The sequence below is a fragment of the Rufibacter hautae genome, assembly GCF_008271695.1.
GTDB lineage: Bacteria > Bacteroidota > Bacteroidia > Cytophagales > Hymenobacteraceae > Nibribacter > Nibribacter hautae.
The window spans coordinates 1309294-1325812 of record NZ_VKKY01000002.1; the positions used below are offsets into that span (position 1 = coordinate 1309294).

Genomic DNA, 16519 nt, shown 5'->3' on the forward strand with positions numbered 1-16519 from the left:
TTAAAGGCTACTTATAAAATTATGAAAATATATTTGTCTCCAAGTACAGCTGGAAGATATGGTGGTAGCTTAAATAGAAGTTTAAGAAATTTCGATAGATTTATACAAAGCCAACTAGATAATTTAGGTTTTAAATCTTCCTTTGATGAGCTTTGGTTGACCTTATCCTATCCACCAATGTATGTACTTCCAGGGGTTATTGGAATCGAGATAGAGCACAAAAAATATTATATTACATTTCCTTATTCAAGATTAAACAGAAGGTACAAAAAGATTGATATTACTTTAAAAGCACCTGAATTCTCAGAACACTTTGACAAAGCCGAGCAAACAATATACCAGCATCAGTTTGATATAGAAAGCCAATATAAAAACATACAGGAAGCTGAACTAGCGCAAATATTAGTTGACAAGTTTTTAGAGGCCGGTGAAATTATCAATTCTAAGCTAAAAAAGAATGATGTATTTGATTATGATTTATTTAGGAGAATACTGCTTAATATTAAACACAGCATAAATCCTTATTTCCTTGAATCAATCAGTTCTAAACAGTCTATTCAGGAAGAAAATAATAGGGTTAAAAGGGCAATTGAACTTCGGGAGAAAAGGAAAAATTCAAATTTGCCAAAAGATAAGCTACTTAAAGATTTGCGCATTTATTATGTCGACCTACCAAAAAAAGCACTTTACCCATATGATTATCAATACACCGAAATATTTTTAAACCTACTAATTAAGAAAAATTTTAAATGCCCCCAATATAACCACCTGTATGTTCAAGTTGCTAAAACCTTAAATGATGCCTTAATGAATTCGATTAATATTGAAGATTGGTATGTATATGGACTAGCAACAATTGACTTTGACAACTATTTAAAACAAACCGAAAAAGAAAAAGAAAATATAGTTGTCCAAACTATTATTGATGGGTTAAGAGATATTGCAATAATAGATGACCTAGATATTTCAATAATGAATAAAATATTCTCGGAAGTAAGATTAAAAGGGCTCGATACTGAATTAGAATACCGAACACTTGAAAACACCTATTATAAGTTAAAAATTACTTATTATTCTAGAAGTATGGAGGAACAGTGCCCTATTTATTTCAACTTAACCGAAAAGGCAACAAACAAGACGAAACGAGTACAAGTGGGCAAAGCTGATAATTCTCAAATAAATCTTTGGCTACAAAAAATTAATTTAACTAATAAGCTGATAAAGGTTAAATCAAGTGATTCCATTAGAGCTGGAGTTTATTTAGATGATAAGCCCAAGGAAATGGTATTTGAAATTGCTGAGTTATTAAAATAAAAAACAGCCTATAACCATAGCTGAAGCACACTAAAGCGTGCCTTATCCCAACCGTTAGCTACAATTTTAAAAATGAATTATCGCTAACTCACGTATAAGGAAGTTCTGCAATTCGACAAAGCTTAGAGCATGACGGGGAAAACAAAAAGCGGCTTCTGGATTATCGCCACTGCAACTTTAATAATCTTGGCAATTCTTACGACCACGGGTGATATTCTAGAAACTCACCATAGTGACAGTGGATTTGTTGGACTACTGATATTGCCTTCCATACCAGGATTCATAGTATATGTCTTACTCACTGGTGATATACATGGGTGGCAACCGGGACCAATCGGTCAAGCTGGGCGAATCATCGTTACCACAGTAGGAGCATGGATGTTTTGGACACCTTTCATTTATTGGTTTTATAAGAGGAGAATGAGAGATAAGCAGAGTTAAAATAGTAAATACTTTATCAGTAGAAGTATTGTTGTTTTCGGGCTATTTTCTGAAAATTAAGTCAAAAACAGAAAAGAGTTGTATGGTTTTACTCTGCCAGCTGCTTCTTGTTAATAATACCGGTTACTTTTTTAAAAGAAACTGCTGTTAAAGGGCGATATCCATTTGCATCCTGAATTGTATTCTGTCGTTTCTGCCCTGCTCTTTGATCAGGGTTAGATCGCTCTGCACCTTCAGGCTGTGGTCTACAATGTATTTTGATACTCCGGCGGTGTATTGTTTTTGCGCACCTATCCCGGTGACAGCAGTAGGATCGAAGATAGAGTAGCGGCCTGCCAGCTCCCAGTCGGATGGAAGCAGATAGCCAGCTTGTAAGTTAAGGGCTTTACCTGTCACAAATGTTTCGTCTACGGTACCATCGGGTTTGTAACTAATTACAGGAGTTCCATTGGGTACTTTACGGTCTGCGTACTCACCCATGGCCGAGAAACCTTTGTACTTAAACATAGCATCTGCAAACCAGGTACTCAAATTGCGCTGACCACTTAGAAAGCTCCCTAACTGTCCACGTGAACGAGAGGCATTATTGTTAAAATCATAAGACACGGCCAAGGCTAGTTTTGGGGTTTCTTCCCGTTCAATATCGCCTCCCACATAATCTCCGTCCCCTTTGAATTCGCCAAGGGGCAATATTTCTACACGTCCGGTATAGTCATACCCTCCGGCATTATTTACAGTTATATCACGGCCCTCACCCATGGATATGGATGCCATTTCGCGCAACAATACGGTTCCAAGGGCATGTTCATGGCGTAACTGGAAACCGGCATCGCGGTCAAGATTGATTTGCGCATTCAGCAAACTTCTGTCTACAAACTGGAGCTTTTGGGAGGAGATGACACGCTCACGGTTTCCAGGCAACTTTGTCTGACCAACCCATACCCACAGCGTTGGGGTTAGCTGGTACTTCGCTACGGCATCAAGAATAATGTTATCGGCATCATTGGTCTGGCTGATGTCTCCCCCACCACCGGCACCTATATCGCTGTTGCTTAAGCCCAGCTCAATTTTGTATACCAGCCTGGGCGTGAAGGCGAAGCCATCAAACTTAAGACGGGCTCTTCGTATCAGGAAACGATCATCCCAGCCCTTGGTACCTCTGGTATGCACGCCTTGGTAAAGCGTCTGGAACCGTATCCCGAATTTTAAACTGAAGGAAGAATCTTCTGCTACGAACTGAAGTCCTTTCCCAAACTTTGTTTTGTTTAGACTTTGGGCCTGCGCATCATACACAAAGAACAAGGCCATAGAGAGCAGACATACTACTCTGGTGAGCTTTATAGTCACAGTATGAAAAGGTTTAGGTGAGAAATAAGCCTTGTATTCTGGTAAAGCCCTATAGCGCAGGAAAGCTCATCAGGTAGTCAGGCTGAGAAGCTTTTGGTTTTAACTGCTTTCGTTCAACACGTACGGAAGCAAAAACTAGGTTGTTCTATTGAATTGTTCGTGTAACATCTTCGCTACTTTCCCTTCAGGGCTGATGGGTTTTACTTTCTTCATGATCACTTTGCGGTACGTGATAGAGAGCCTTCTTTCCCTATGCTTCACGTTTCCGTCAACCACATCTTTTTTTCTGGAAGGGATGGAGTGATTCCACTTATACCTGGCATCATCCTGCATTACATACACTGAACGTCTGGGAACCTCCACATCTACCACGTCTTTATTTTTGATATGGATGAATTTCATGATGCAACCACTTCCCAGGTTGACCCCACAGATCTGATTTTCGAAGTAGTTTCTGTCCTTATGAGGTCTAAGCCCCTCTCCCGGAAAGTACTCATTGATGATGACCTGGTCTGGTTTGAGAGAAACAATCCCCTGTTCCGTGATTTGTTCTGACACTTTATGAATCAGCGGGGGCATAGGAATTGGAAATTCGACTAGATTATAGGGAGATTCCAATTCATTTCTGTACCCATAATATTGCAACCTCCTGTCGTAATCAACCACCCATATTTGGTTGTCAATTTCCTTTATCAGTTCCTCCTCCATTGATTCACTGATAAAATCATGGTATAGTAGCAATCCTGGTACAGCTGTCTCTACTCTCATATCATTGAAGGTGCTCTTGACTAAAAGGTTATCTGTTAAAGATTTAGGTAACGGTTGCTATTAAGTTAAGTTGAGATTGGTTTACACTAATCTTAAGCAGGAAACAACAGTGGCTCCCTGGTTCGCGGACGTTACGGAATCAGCCGAGTTAATCCCATTTATTCTTCCACATTCCTTACGCGTTCGCTCATCAGCAACCTCCATCATAGCACCTCATAAGCTTTAGTTACACCTATCCTCTGCCTAGTTCTGAAGGCTTTAAGGCATCTAATTATCTTTTCTCAACTGCACTGCTGCCAATGCCACACCTGACAGCAATGTGTTAGCGTTTGTATTAGACACCTGAATGCAAATAGAAAAATGGGCAGGCATCCAATTCTATATAGCTGAAGGAAAGATTGACTTAATCAAAAAGTAAACTGGTATAGGTCACAAAAAGCACACGATCAAAATTCCATCCGGAAAAGAAGGGAGTTATTATCATATTAGATGCACGGAAGGACTTTGATGCTCTTGTCCAGCACATCATGTTTGCTCTTTATCCTGTGTAGCTTCCGTTACCATATGTAACCCTTGCAACTTCTTTCTTGAAAGAAAATGATCATATACCTTCTTCTAGCTATTATCATAGGTTACCTGGTTTTTGTAGCCATCCGGATAGGCCTTCATCAACGTCTTCCGCTTGCGCTAGGCCCTATTTCTCTGGAGTTGATTCCTGATAGAGCAGCAAAAAAGTATCGGGAAAGGCCTATCTTCACGATAGACATACCCTGCCATTGGGAGATTGAAGCCCTCAAAACTCGGTATATAGACCCATTGGCCTGGAGCGCGAAACGTATTCAATCCACTGCAGGGATGCTGGCCTCCCTCCTACAGCACCAATTCAATCTCCAGTATGGCGAGCGCGTCGCCATCTTTAAGCAGAACCATTTTGATATTCATCTTTTTACGATTTCCATTATCCGGGCCGGGGGTATTGCATGTCCGGTAAATGGAAAGCTCTCCATTAATGATTTTGATCCCTATTTGGCTAATTTATCTGCAACTATCCTCATTACTGATAGCGCGGCAATCCTCAAGTTCCTACAAAGCGGCATAGATTTTGGATGCTGCAGGAAGCTAATCATTGCAGAAAAAAGAGCCCTAAAATCAGAGATCGAGGTTACTGCATTAGAGGAGCAAATGGCGCGTAGCTATCCTGATATTCAGATCTACTGGTTAGAGGAGGCGCTTTTGTCTGTTCAAAAAGAAAGTCCGGCTGTTCCCAGGGGAAAGGATGATCCCTTGTACCTGGTTCATTCATCCGGGACAACAGGTTTCCCCAAAGCGGTTATTCTAAAAAATGGACCTCAGGCTCATGCCGTCCGCGGATGGCTTTGTTATGTGCACCTGTCCCGCACCTGGGATAAAGGGTTTGGAGCTTTACCCAATAATCATCAGGCGGTCATACTTTCGTTTAACAGCCTGCTTCTGCTAGGATTCCCTGCCCATTGGAGCAGTAGCTATGACCATCTTGATTTTAATGCAGAGGAAGTAATGCGAGCCTTGGCCGACGGGAAGTTTACAGGGTATTTTGGATTCCCTGTTACCTACACCCAACTTAAAGAAGTCCCAGCAGAAAAGTATGACTTAAGTGCCATGCGGATTTGGGGCTCTACGGCTGATGCTAGCCATGAGGTGATTCAGCGTAAGTTTGTCTCTATCGGGAATGCATTTAAAGCATTTGGTATTCCCTTGAAAGGTTCTATTTTTTTAGATGCACAGGGATCCAGTGAGGTAGGCACCCCCTCTGTCATCAGGTATTTCACCAGGTACACAAATACATTTGACCGCAGAATAGGACGGATTGGCTCCACTCCTTTTGGCCCCAAAATAAGAATTGTGAAGGAAAACGGAGAGAAAGTAAAAAGAGGAGAAGTTGGTAAACTGGAGGTAAAAGGAAAAACTGTGTTTGCGGGTTATTGGAACAATCCTGCATTAACGTATCAGGCTATCCATGGCAATTGGTTTTTTACCGGAGATGTAGTCCGTTTGAACAAAGATGGACATCTTATCCAATTAGACCGGTTAGTAGATGTCATTCATACCAGCGATGGAGAGGTGTACAGTCTGCCTATTGAAGAAAAATTACACAAGCATCCTGCTGTCTTTGATGTTTGTGTATATGCTCACCAGCAACCAGACGGCACCTATCTGCCTTCGGTGGCTGCAGCACTTAAAGTGAAAAATAGTATAAGCAATAGTCTCCTTCTACATGAATTCAATCAGATGCTAGAAGGAAAAGAAAAATTATGTCGCTGTGAAATCATGGAGTGGTCTGAGTTTCCCATTGGCGTGACTGGAAAAACATTAAAAAGAGTATTCCGGAATAGAAGTGAGCAAATGATGAAATGATTTTTAATGAAATTTCATCCGATGGAAGCGACCTATTTACTGCTTTAAAATTAACCTCGCTATTCAAAACCAGGTTCTGACACTTTTGTACATAGTGCAAATAACCGTATGTTCACGTACATCTGCTTGTTACGGTATTTGTCAAACAACACACATTAAATATAGAAAAAGGGGGACTGCTGTCGCATTCACCCCCTGATTTTGTCAAATGAACACCCCTTCGCTTCCTTTATATTGTCCGTAATTTGCCTAGAAAATAATAGTCACATAGGTTATTACGCCTAGGAGCTTGCATCAATCTATAAAAAGCTATCAAGAAGCATGAAGACAATCTTTGACAAACCAACCAGAGATGGACTTATTGACAGAATCAATTTGCTAAATACTTATAGCATGGCTCAATGGGGCAAAATGGGGTTTTTCAAATGGTAAAGCACAATACTTATTGGAACGCTTGGATTTTGGGAGAGGATAAACATACCTATAAGCAAGTTTTTCTGGGTAAAATATTTGGGAAGACGGCATTGAGAAAGATGATAAAGGATGAGAAACCTTTAGATAAGAATATTCCTACTTCCTCCCAATTCAAAGTGAAAGTTAAAATTGGAGACTTGGAAGCAGAGAAATTGAAATGGATTTCATTAACGAAGGCTTATGAAAATTATGATAACCCAGAATTCATACATGATTTTTTTGGAAAAATGACTAAGGAACAGATTGGCATTTTAGTATTTAAGCATTCTGACCATCATCTGAAACAATTTGGTATATAACCAAACTACGGCCAGCTAACATCGGCTTGCTGCAAGTGGGGGTGAGATTCATTGTTTGACTGTTTTTCTTGAAATTGAGCTTTCGGCTTCATTTGAATGATAGTGCTGAAAAGCTCCGCCTGACAGAAAGCCGCAAAATGTTTGTGATTAAAGAAATATATAAGGGTTCAATTTCACAGAAAAGCTAATTATTGAAGATGTTCATCTTTGGATGGACGGAGGAACGGTAACTCTGGTTCTGCAAGACCAAAATTCTCAAACTTGCGAAATTGAGTTTGTGCAGAAAGTAGCTTTAAAAAGATTTGACTACCTTCCCCGGCCAGGAAGCCTTCTGCTAAACAGAAAGGAAGTTGAAATAAGGTCAGACCTTGAAAAAGAAATCTTGATTGCAATTCAACAAGCAGAATGGGGAAATGGAGTAGCTCACAATGAAAGATACTTTCTAAAAAGAGCCATAGAAGAGTGTATCGATTTTACTAAAAAAATACACTACATAAAACTAGCCAAATCACTTAGATAAAATATATTTAAAACCAAGACTAATGAAAGCTTTGGGTTTTGAGTGTGATGAATGAGATAAAATAAAAGAATTTAATAATTATAATAACTATGGCAAATATCAACCCACACATTAATTTCAACGGCAATGCAGAGGAAGCATTTAACTTTTACAGGTCAGTATTTGGCGGAGAGTTCGCGAGAATAATGCGTTTCAAAGACTTAGCTAGTGCTGAATTTCCAGTAGCAGATCATGAAGCGAATAAAATCATGCACATTGCTTTACCAATCGGTAAAAGTGTTTTAATGGCTAATGATGTACCTGAAATACTGGGACGTACAAACGAAAACGAAAATAGAAGCAAAATCTCTATAAGTGCCGAAAGCAAAGAAGAAGCAGACAAACTGTTTCATGGGCTTTCAACAGGCGGCCAAATTGAAATGCCTATTACTGACAGTCCTTGGGGTTCTTATTTTGGTATGTTTAGAGACAAATATGGCATTGAATGGATGGTGGACTTTGACCCAAATGAAATAGGGCCAATGTAATTGAAGTAAAACAAGGAACCGCTAACCGCACCTACCCGCAAGCGGGTTTTCGTACCTCGTTTAGGACAAGTGAGTACAAAATTAGAGGTTCTATGCTTCTTAAGAGGTTCAGTATAATAAATCACTGCCTGGGAGGAGCTGCAAACCGTTAGCTTCAATTATCCCTCCTATCTTAATATGCGTTCAAAAATGAGACCTTGCCTTGTCCCTTTCTATTTGGTGCTTCTTTTTGCTTCCTTCAATTCATTTTCGCAACAGGTCAACTCACGAATGGTGGAAGACGGAGGTACAGGAAAGTACAGGGCCGTCATGATGACAGAAGCCGCACTACCCACGCACACCATCTTTCGGCCAAAGAATATGAGTCTTTTTGGCAAAAAGGACAAGATGCCCATTATTGCTTGGGGGAATGGCGGCTGTTTTAACTCGCCCTGGGAGCATGTGAATTTTTTAAACGAGGTAGCCTCTCACGGCTTTCTTGTCATTGCCATTGGAACAATGCCCAAGGACTCTAGCGATAAAGTAAGAGATCCATCCAAAGCATCTCTTTTGGTAGATGCTGTGGATTGGGCCATTGCGCAGAACAAGGATAAAAAAAGCCCTTATTACAGGAAATTAGACATCACTAAAATTGCCGTCAGCGGGATGTCCTGCGGTGGTTTGCAAACGCTGGAGGTTGCTGGTGATCCTAGAATCAGCACTATTGGCGTATTTAACAGTGGGATTTTTAACCAACCAATAGAGGGAATGCCCGTGCTGCCCAGGATAACAAAAGAGCAACTCAAGAAAATACACACTCCTACTCTGTACCTGTTGGGCGGCCCTTCTGATATTGCCTATAACAATGGCATGGATGATTTTAAGCAGATTAACCATGTGCCTGTTTTGGTAGGCAACCTTAATGTGGGGCATGGCGGTACTTACGCCCAACCACACGGGGGTGATTTTTCCCGAGTAGCAACGGCCTGGTACAAATGGCAGTTGAAAGGAGACCAAGAAGCAGGCAAACTATTTACTGGCAACCCACCGGGGCTTTCACAATTACCAGGATGGACGGTTGAGAAAAAGAACATGCGTTGAGCGGCTAACATCCTGATGCTGCTGTGTGTGCTGGAGATTACGTGCATCCCATAAAACTCGATCTTCTATAGAAACAATGGCTAGCTGGAGCTCTCCCATTAAATCTACTGACACCAAAACCCCACCTTATGGGCATCGCAAATTCTTGAAAGTGCAATATCATAAATCTATAGACGTCAAAATTAACACGCTGTAATTAGATTTATAGCCCAAACACCAGCTGAAAGGAAACTGAAAAGATTGGACGAGCATGAAACCTACCCCCGAACACGATGCCAGGATGGCCAGCATGACCTTCTCCTCGGTCTACCCGCACTATGTCACCAAAGTGGAGCGCAAAGGCCGCACCAAAGAAGAACTGCATCAGGTCATTACCTGGCTCACGGGGTTTGATGACCAAAAGCTGCAGGAACTGGTAAACGAGAAAGTGACGTTCAAGACCTTCTTTCGGGATGCCAACCTGAACCCTAACGCCCACCTGATCGCTGGCACCATCTGCGGCTATAAGATTGAAGAAATTGACAATCCTTTAACCAAGCAAGTCAGGTACCTGGACAAGTTGGTAGACGAACTAGCAAAAGGAAAAAAGCTGGAAAAGATTCTGCGGCAGGGATAATTGCAATAGGTGCTAGGTAAGCGTTTTTCTAGTATTCAATCCTATAAATAAGACAGAAGTCATCCTATAAGTAAATCAACCTTTTACAATTCAATATAAAGCAGCACGGCCCAAGCACAAAAATGCTTGGGCCGTGCTGCGAAAGTGGTTCTTCGTTTCCGGCCTGTTTTCAGCAAAATGGGCCTGAAATGCTGGCGAATATAAAAAACAGTAGTCTCTAATAGTGGAAACCTGTTTTCAAGCTGTCCTCCTGATAAGAAGGCCAAAGTAGAAGCGCATCACGGACTGTCCTCTTTTTAAAAAGGTGCATCAGCTAATCAGGTTGACAAGCCCTTCTGCATAAAGCCTTCCTTTCCCGATATGTACTCTTGCCCAAAGTCAGTCATGAACCAATTGATTTTACCGGTCTAAAAAGAAACCCTTAGTACTTCCTAAAACCTACGGATATGCAAGTAAAAGCACTTTTCTCAAATTGGACCCGGGTAGCAGCCCTATTGCTGATTGGCGGCGCCTTGGCCTGGACCATCAAACTAGGGGTTATTATTTCCACGGATGGTAGAATCATTGACACCGGCGCCGCGGCCTTCCTGATGAAGGTGGGGATTATCCTGCTGGCTATAGGATCGACCGGCGTAGGTTATCGGCTGAGTGTCCACCAGGCAATTTGGGTAAGAGTACTGGCGACACTTCTTTCACCGGTAGTGGTTTTTGGCTTGTTTTTGCTTTTCGCGAAGATAGTGGCGCCTTTCCTGGTTGAACCGCTGATCAAGAATAGCAACCTCTGGTATGCCCAACAAGAGGCTCCCATCGGATTGGCCGTGTTGTTTTTCTCCGTAGTGGGATTCCTGCTCCTAAGAAGTTACAAGTCCGTTGCGCGCTAAACCTAAATAATCCCCACATACCTTATTCATAAGTCCATTCCACAGCCTACCTCCTCTTACATATAATGGCTCGTAAAATTATTAAGTTTACCAGCTTATTCTTGTTGGTCTTGATTGCCGGAGTTTCCGTAGCCACCATGTTACGGCAGCACCTTACCTACGAAGCGCCCTACCCTGCTATCACGGCTTCTAAAGACCTGGTAATGATTGAACGCGGGAAGAACCTGGTGATGGTCACGCATGGATGCGTGCAATGCCATAGCCCCGTGCAGAACGTAGACTCGGTGCTGAAGATGGGCCAGGAGCCGTCGCTAGCTGGGAACAAGAAAGTGGAAACGCCCTTCGGGACGATCTTCACCACCAACCTCACCCCTGACGTGAAAACCGGCATAGGCAGCATGACCGATGCAGAGATTGCCCGCGTGCTGCGGTACGGGGTAAAAAAGAACGGCGAGGCAGTACTGCCGTTTATGCAAGGCCAGAACATGAATGACGAAGAACTTACCGCGGTGATCTCTTACCTGAGATCCGTGAAGCCGATAGAAAACAAAGTGCCAGACCATGAATTCACCTTGCTTGGTAAATTTGCCCGGGCGTTTGTTCTGAAACCCTCTCTCCCGGAGAAGACTAAAACCCTGGCAAAGAATTAACATACCTCTCCCCCCAAAACAGAGAAAGCTTACCCTTAGGCAAGCTTTCTCTGTTTTGGGGCTAAAAAGCAAAAAACCTTACTCAAACACCACTTTCTGCACGCTTCGCTGGCCAGCGTACTCCAAAACCAGCATGTAAGTGCCGGGCGCCATTTTGCCTCTCGGGATAGACAAGGTGTGGTTACCGGCTTTGTATTTCTCTTTCAAAACGCGGGTTTTCTTTTTGCGGTCCATGGTGTAGAGGTCAGCCTTCACCCCAGATTTTTTCTTCAGGTTGATGGTGACATAGACGTTGTTGGAGGTGGAAGAAATAGGCGCACCGGGAGAAGGTACAGTTTCCGGGGTTCCCCCATTGCCAAGCCCTAACTGGTCTACCGTTAAAATCGGTTTCTCCTGCTGGGCCAGCACCGGCACGGTGTTTCCTACCATGGCAACGTTGCTCAACTCACTCTCCTGGTTGGCGGGGCTCAGCTCTGTGACGGTCCAGAAAGCAGTAGGCGCAGGAACCTCGGCCGCGGCAATGGTCACAGACTCAGAGGTGGTGAATGCCCGCACAGAACCGTCTGGAATGAGCGCGCCGGTAGCTGGCATGGAGGCGGTGGTATACACCAGGTAACGTTTAAAGGCGTGCGTATTCAACGGATTTCTGGACCAGCGCACCTCATAGTTACCCGTGGCTTCGTTCAGGGTTACGGTAAGTCCGGAGGGGGCCGCCGGCGCTTTGCCCGACATCCAGGGCATGGCAGGTGGAGCCGCCGGTAACCGGAACGTGGCCGCTTTGAAGGAGGTGGCAATGAGGTTGGAGTTGTTGAGGATATTGGCGGCCCGGAAGATCACACTTCCCAACGCGTTTTTCTCCTGGTTAGAGCGCGAGATCTCAATCTGGTGCGGCACTTCTTCTGGGGTGAAGCCCGTTTGCTGCACAATGTGGCCCGGGTACAGATGCCGCGAGGCATTGGCCGCTTTGTCTGACCACCAGTACAGCAGTTTGCGGTAATCCTGGCGGCCGCCAATGGCCCAGTAGAGCTGGGGCGTGAGGTAGTCTACATAATGGTTGTCCAGCCAATAGACGGCATCGGCGTAGATGGCGTTGTAGGCATCCATGCCGAAGACCCCGGCAGGCTCGTTGTTTTTCCAGATCCCGAAGGGGCTCACGCCAAACCGTACCTGGGGCTTGGTTTCTTTGATCTGGGCATTCACCAGGCGCAGGGTCTCGTTCACGTTGTGGCGGCGCCAGTCTTTGATGTTGGCAAAGCCAGAACCGTACTGCTGGAATGTCTGCGCGTCTTCGTTGGAGATGCCGTTGAAGGTGCCTTCGGGATACGGGTAGAAGTAATCATCAAAATGGACGCCGTCAATAGCGTAGTTCTGCGTCACTTCCTTGATCAGCGAGGCAATGTACTGGCGCACTTCGGGCAAGCCCGGATTCAGGATTTTCTTGCCGTTAGAGAAACTCAGGAGCCACTCAGGCCGGGACTTGGAAACGTGCTGGGCATTGTACACCGCCGGGTTGGGCACGGTGCTCACCCGGTACGGGTTGAACCAGGCGTGCAGTTCCAGGCCGCGGGCGTGGGCCTCTTCAATGGCGAAGGCCAAAGGGTCATAGCCGGGGTCTTTGCCCTGCGTCCCCGTCAGAAACCTGGACCAGGGCTCCTGGCTGGAGCGGTAAAAGGCATCGCACTCGGTTCTTATCTGAAAGAAGACCACGTTAAGGTTGGCTTCCTTTATCTTGTCAAACATATTCCGGAGTGCTGCTTTCTGGCTCTCAGCAGAGGTGCCTCGCACGGGCCAGTCCAGGTTGGCCACGGTGGCCACCCATACCCCCCTGAACTCGCGGTTAGGCAGTTCCTGGGCAGAAACGGTTTGAAAACAGAGAAGAAAGGCAAGTGCAAGGAGACGGCAAAGGTGCTTCAGCATAAGCGGTGAAAAGTGAGGAAACAGGGCTTAGATTCTGGAGATGGTTCTACAAAGGTAAGGATAAGGGAGTTAAATACAGGACCTCTCACTATTTTTAGGGGCACTCACCCCTTTTCAGAAGCTTGCCGTAGAAACCAACATCATGCCTTCCTTAGGAAATAAATGAGGTCCAACGCGCCACGCTGCCGTATTTTCTATGTAGTATTGGTCCTTCATTTTTATTCTTCGCCAGGGTATCAAAAGAATCATGTATGGGAAATGCCGCGCTGAGGAAAAAGATCTACATCATCATCCATGGCACAGACACGCCCGCCGGTAGACGGTTTGACGTAGTCCTGCTCTGGATGATTCTGCTTTCTACCCTCATAGTTTGCCTGGAGAGTGTTCCTTCTTACCGGAAGCTGTTCAATGAGTACTTCAGGATTTTGGAGTTGGTCTTCACCGCGGCTTTTACCCTGGAGTACTTTCTCCGAGTTTACAGCAATCCCAGACCGCTGAAGTACATGTTCAGCTTCTTCGGGATCATTGATTTTCTTTCCGTCATTCCCACGTACCTGGCTTTCTTCATCCCCAGCCTCCGGTACATCATGGCCATCAGGATTCTGCGTTTACTGCGCGTTTTCCGTATTCTAAAGCTCACCAGCTACGTGGAGAACGCTCAGCTCATCAAGAGTGCGCTGTCTGCCAGTCTGCAGAAGATTACGGTTTTCATCCTCACCGTCTGTGCCCTGGTGCTGGTCATCGGGACGGTGATTTACGTGGTGGAAGGGGAAGAAAACGGGTTTACGAGCATTCCGCAGAGCATCTATTGGGCCATTGTGACCATCACTACGGTAGGTTACGGAGACATCACCCCGAAGACGGCCTTCGGGCAGGTGATTTCCTCTTTGGTGATGCTGATGGGCTACGCCATCATTGCCGTCCCCACGGGTATAGTGACCGTGGAGCTTTCCAAGGCGAAAGTTCCCGGTGCTCTTTCCGTGGGCCCTCCCCTCACCTGCGACAACTGCTCCCGGGAAGTAAACAAAACCGACAACTACTGCTCCAACTGCGGGCAGGCCCTGGTGCGCATGAAGTAAGCTTCCCCTTTTAAGGCTGTTTTTAGTAAAAGTGGCTTAAAACAAGCTTATCTTTCGGCACTTTACTTGAAGCTATTACATGAACCTTGAATCATTACGGGCACTTTGCCTTTCCTTGCCGGCGGTGACCGAAGACATCAAATGGGGCCACGACCTTTGTTTTTTGGTGGGTGGCAAGATGTTTTGCGTGGCCAGCATGGAACCGCCTTTCACGTTCTCCATGCAGGTGCTGGACCAGGAATTTGAAGAACTGATCGCCCTTCCCGGCATTATTCCGGCCCCCTACCTGGCCCGCTACAAATGGGTCCTCCTGGAAAATCCCTTCGCCCTGGAGAAAAACCGATTGGAAGCCCAGATCAGGCAATCCTATGAACTCAAGAAAAGCAAGCTTTCCAAGAAGGACCTGAAAACGGCAGGCTTGTTGTAGCCAAATCTTGAACAGTCCAGAGCAATCCTATAGTTTTGGTAGGCCAGCCTTTCAGGTGGCGATGATCCGCTTTCCTATAAGGATTAGCCAAAGCTTGGAAGAATAATTTCTGACTTTTCCGCGTTAAGGGGCTTTGGCCAGGCTGTTTCAGTTTTTGAACTGTTTTAGGTAAATTGGCTTTAAAACACGTTCCATCTGGTTAGCTTTGGACGGGCGTTTTATCGTATAATGCTTATTTTAGAAAGATGTCAAACTGGAAAAAAGGCTTAAAACGGATAGGCATTGCAGGCTTCCTGTTCTTCCTGATCAAGGGCTTGATTTGGCTTTTCGTGCTGTTCGGCGGTTGGAAACTTATCTTTGAGTAGTAGCCTGATGGTGCTCTGTCCTGCCTATTATGGCGAGTACTTCTACTTGGTTTTTAGGTCAACTGTCCGTAGTAATGCCTACGCCAACGTTTTCGCGGCAATTTCTTAAAACAAGGCAAAAACCTGTCTACCAGCTTGTAAACCAACTTTCCTTCATTTTTCTGTTGCGGGCTTATTTTGTTTTCGGAAAATAATCTGCACCTTGACTAAGCGGCGGACCACAAGCGGGCTTCTTCTTCCCACCAGCTGGGCGGGAACACCCCTTCAGGCTACTCCCCCCGATTGCCTGGAATCCTGCCGCTGCCCTTAACCACTTGCCATACCACCCTTTATGTTGCCCCATACGCTTTCTACTGTCATCACCGGCTCCGGAAGATTCCTGCCTGCCAAAGTAGTACCCAATGAAGATTTTCTGGAGAATGTATTCTTTGATGCTTCGGGTAAAAAACTGCCTAATTCCAACGAGGTCATCATCCAGAAATTCACCCAGATCACCGGTATCAAAGAGAGAAGGTACGCCTCTGAGGACATGGTGGCCTCAGACCTGGGTTTCAGGGCGGCGCAGGAAGCCATCGCTGATGCCGGCATAGACCCCGAGACCCTGGACTACATCATTGTGGCGCATAATTTCGGGGATGTGAAGGCCTGCTCGCTTCGGGTAGACATGATGCCGCCCCTGGCTGCGCGCATCAAAAACAAACTCCAGATCGCCAACCCCTACACCGTAGCGTATGACCTGCCTTTCGGTTGCCCGGGTTGGTTGCAGGCCGTAATCCAAGCCCATTATTACCTGCAGTCCGGTGATGCCAAACGCGTGCTGGTCATCGGGACGGAGACATTGTCCCGGGTTTCCGATGCGCATGACCGCGACAGCATGATCTACTCAGACGGGGCCGGTGCCGTGATCATGGAAGCCCAGCCGGGAGAAGCCAAGCACGGGATTCTGCAGCACCTCACCGTGTCAGACACCATCACACAGGCCTTCTGGCTCAACTCCTCGCCGTCTTACAACCCAGACCTTTCCCGCGAGGACCTCTACATCAAGATGGATGGCCGCAAGATCTATGAATACGCCTTAACGCGCGTGCCCCAGCTGATCAAAGACTGCCTTGACAAAGCCAATATCTCGCTGGCTGAGGTGAAGAAAGTGCTCATTCACCAGGCCAACGAGAAGATGGACGAAGCCATGCTGGAAAGGCTCTTCAAACTGTACGGAGAAGAAAACATTCCGGTAGACATCATGCCGATGACCATTGGTACGCTGGGCAACAACTCGGTGGCCACGCTGCCGGTGCTCTATGACTTGGTGGCGCACGGAGAACTGGACGGCCATGTATTCCAAAGCGGCGAAGTGCTGGTGTTCGCCTCCGTAGGGGCTGGCATGAACGCGAACGCAGTGGTGTACAGAATTCCTTAAATG

The 16519-nt window shown here is 45.4% G+C and carries 15 protein-coding genes; 12 read left to right on the forward strand and 3 right to left on the reverse strand.

From position 1 onward, the window contains the following. The first annotated feature begins 21 nt into the window (after nt 1-21). Nucleotides 22-1314: a hypothetical protein gene (locus tag FOA19_RS14270; RefSeq protein WP_149091460.1), complete on the forward strand. Its 1293-nt coding sequence runs from the start codon at nt 22-24 to the stop codon at nt 1312-1314. 588 nt (nt 1315-1902) lie between these two features. Here FOA19_RS14270 and FOA19_RS14275 read toward each other — a convergent pair. Both FOA19_RS14275 and FOA19_RS14280 read right to left on the reverse strand, forming a co-directional pair. Continuing rightward, nucleotides 1903-3102 (reverse strand): porin, encoded by a 1200-nt coding sequence (locus FOA19_RS14275; RefSeq protein WP_223808903.1) that lies wholly within the window; start codon nt 3100-3102, stop codon nt 1903-1905. A 135-nt stretch (nt 3103-3237) separates the two neighbouring features. Next, the gene (locus tag FOA19_RS14280) at nt 3238-3870 is read right to left on the reverse strand and encodes an alpha-ketoglutarate-dependent dioxygenase AlkB (protein WP_149091461.1); all 633 of its coding nucleotides are present in this window, start codon (nt 3868-3870) and stop codon (nt 3238-3240) included. A 597-nt stretch (nt 3871-4467) separates the two neighbouring features. Between FOA19_RS14280 and FOA19_RS14285 the strand changes: the two genes are divergently transcribed. The 8 genes from FOA19_RS14285 (at nt 4468) to FOA19_RS14320 (ending at nt 11311) form a co-directional block, all read left to right on the forward strand. Further along, nucleotides 4468-6264: a class I adenylate-forming enzyme family protein gene (locus FOA19_RS14285; RefSeq protein WP_149091462.1), complete on the forward strand. Its 1797-nt coding sequence runs from the start codon at nt 4468-4470 to the stop codon at nt 6262-6264. A gap of 401 nt (nt 6265-6665) precedes the next feature. Then, nucleotides 6666-7037 (forward strand): DUF1569 domain-containing protein, encoded by a 372-nt coding sequence (locus FOA19_RS14290; RefSeq protein WP_223808904.1) that lies wholly within the window; start codon nt 6666-6668, stop codon nt 7035-7037. 277 nt (nt 7038-7314) lie between these two features. After that, nucleotides 7315-7557, forward strand: coding sequence for a hypothetical protein (locus FOA19_RS14295; protein ID WP_149091463.1), 243 nt, complete (start codon nt 7315-7317; stop codon nt 7555-7557). Nucleotides 7558-7646: 89 nt separating this feature from the next. Continuing rightward, nucleotides 7647-8084, forward strand: a complete 438-nt coding sequence (locus FOA19_RS14300; RefSeq protein ID WP_149091464.1) for a VOC family protein — start codon at nt 7647-7649, stop codon at nt 8082-8084. A 309-nt stretch (nt 8085-8393) separates the two neighbouring features. Beyond that, nucleotides 8394-9164 (forward strand): poly(ethylene terephthalate) hydrolase family protein, encoded by a 771-nt coding sequence (locus FOA19_RS14305; RefSeq protein WP_223808905.1) that lies wholly within the window; start codon nt 8394-8396, stop codon nt 9162-9164. A 250-nt stretch (nt 9165-9414) separates the two neighbouring features. Continuing rightward, nucleotides 9415-9780: a DUF2200 domain-containing protein gene (locus tag FOA19_RS14310; RefSeq protein ID WP_149091465.1), complete on the forward strand. Its 366-nt coding sequence runs from the start codon at nt 9415-9417 to the stop codon at nt 9778-9780. 446 nt (nt 9781-10226) lie between these two features. Next, a complete protein-coding gene (locus FOA19_RS14315) occupies nt 10227-10661 on the forward strand; it encodes a hypothetical protein (protein WP_149091466.1) in 435 nt (144 codons plus the stop codon). Between the two features lie 65 nt (nt 10662-10726). Further along, a complete protein-coding gene (locus tag FOA19_RS14320) occupies nt 10727-11311 on the forward strand; it encodes a c-type cytochrome (protein ID WP_149091467.1) in 585 nt (194 codons plus the stop codon). Between the two features lie 78 nt (nt 11312-11389). On the opposite strand, the gene FOA19_RS14325 is transcribed toward FOA19_RS14320, so the two are convergent. Then, nucleotides 11390-13228, reverse strand: a complete 1839-nt coding sequence (locus FOA19_RS14325; protein WP_149091468.1) for a glycoside hydrolase family 10 protein — start codon at nt 13226-13228, stop codon at nt 11390-11392. 251 nt (nt 13229-13479) lie between these two features. Between FOA19_RS14325 and FOA19_RS14330 the strand changes: the two genes are divergently transcribed. The 3 genes from FOA19_RS14330 (at nt 13480) to FOA19_RS14340 (ending at nt 16516) form a co-directional block, all read left to right on the forward strand. Then, on the forward strand, nt 13480-14307 hold the full coding sequence (locus tag FOA19_RS14330) for an ion transporter (RefSeq protein ID WP_149091469.1): 828 nt from the start codon (nt 13480-13482) through the stop codon (nt 14305-14307). Between the two features lie 79 nt (nt 14308-14386). Continuing rightward, nucleotides 14387-14734: an MmcQ/YjbR family DNA-binding protein gene (locus FOA19_RS14335; RefSeq protein WP_149091470.1), complete on the forward strand. Its 348-nt coding sequence runs from the start codon at nt 14387-14389 to the stop codon at nt 14732-14734. Between the two features lie 696 nt (nt 14735-15430). Then, nucleotides 15431-16516 (forward strand): 3-oxoacyl-ACP synthase III family protein, encoded by a 1086-nt coding sequence (locus tag FOA19_RS14340; RefSeq protein WP_149091471.1) that lies wholly within the window; start codon nt 15431-15433, stop codon nt 16514-16516. Nucleotides 16517-16519 lie beyond the last annotated feature (3 nt).

Coding starts and splice junctions, on each gene's coding strand:
- FOA19_RS14270 (WP_149091460.1), top strand. CDS start 22: ATGAAAATATATTTGTCTCCAAGTACAGCTGGAAGATATGGTGGTAGC.
- FOA19_RS14280 (WP_149091461.1), bottom strand. CDS start 3,870: ATGAGAGTAGAGACAGCTGTACCAGGATTGCTACTATACCATGATTTT.
- FOA19_RS14285 (WP_149091462.1), top strand. CDS start 4,468: ATGATCATATACCTTCTTCTAGCTATTATCATAGGTTACCTGGTTTTT.
- FOA19_RS14290 (WP_223808904.1), top strand. CDS start 6,666: ATGGGGCAAAATGGGGTTTTTCAAATGGTAAAGCACAATACTTATTGG.
- FOA19_RS14300 (WP_149091464.1), top strand. CDS start 7,647: ATGGCAAATATCAACCCACACATTAATTTCAACGGCAATGCAGAGGAA.
- FOA19_RS14305 (WP_223808905.1), top strand. CDS start 8,394: ATGATGACAGAAGCCGCACTACCCACGCACACCATCTTTCGGCCAAAG.
- FOA19_RS14310 (WP_149091465.1), top strand. CDS start 9,415: ATGAAACCTACCCCCGAACACGATGCCAGGATGGCCAGCATGACCTTC.
- FOA19_RS14315 (WP_149091466.1), top strand. CDS start 10,227: ATGCAAGTAAAAGCACTTTTCTCAAATTGGACCCGGGTAGCAGCCCTA.
- FOA19_RS14320 (WP_149091467.1), top strand. CDS start 10,727: ATGGCTCGTAAAATTATTAAGTTTACCAGCTTATTCTTGTTGGTCTTG.
- FOA19_RS14325 (WP_149091468.1), bottom strand. CDS start 13,228: ATGCTGAAGCACCTTTGCCGTCTCCTTGCACTTGCCTTTCTTCTCTGT.
- FOA19_RS14330 (WP_149091469.1), top strand. CDS start 13,480: ATGGGAAATGCCGCGCTGAGGAAAAAGATCTACATCATCATCCATGGC.
- FOA19_RS14335 (WP_149091470.1), top strand. CDS start 14,387: ATGAACCTTGAATCATTACGGGCACTTTGCCTTTCCTTGCCGGCGGTG.
- FOA19_RS14340 (WP_149091471.1), top strand. CDS start 15,431: ATGTTGCCCCATACGCTTTCTACTGTCATCACCGGCTCCGGAAGATTC.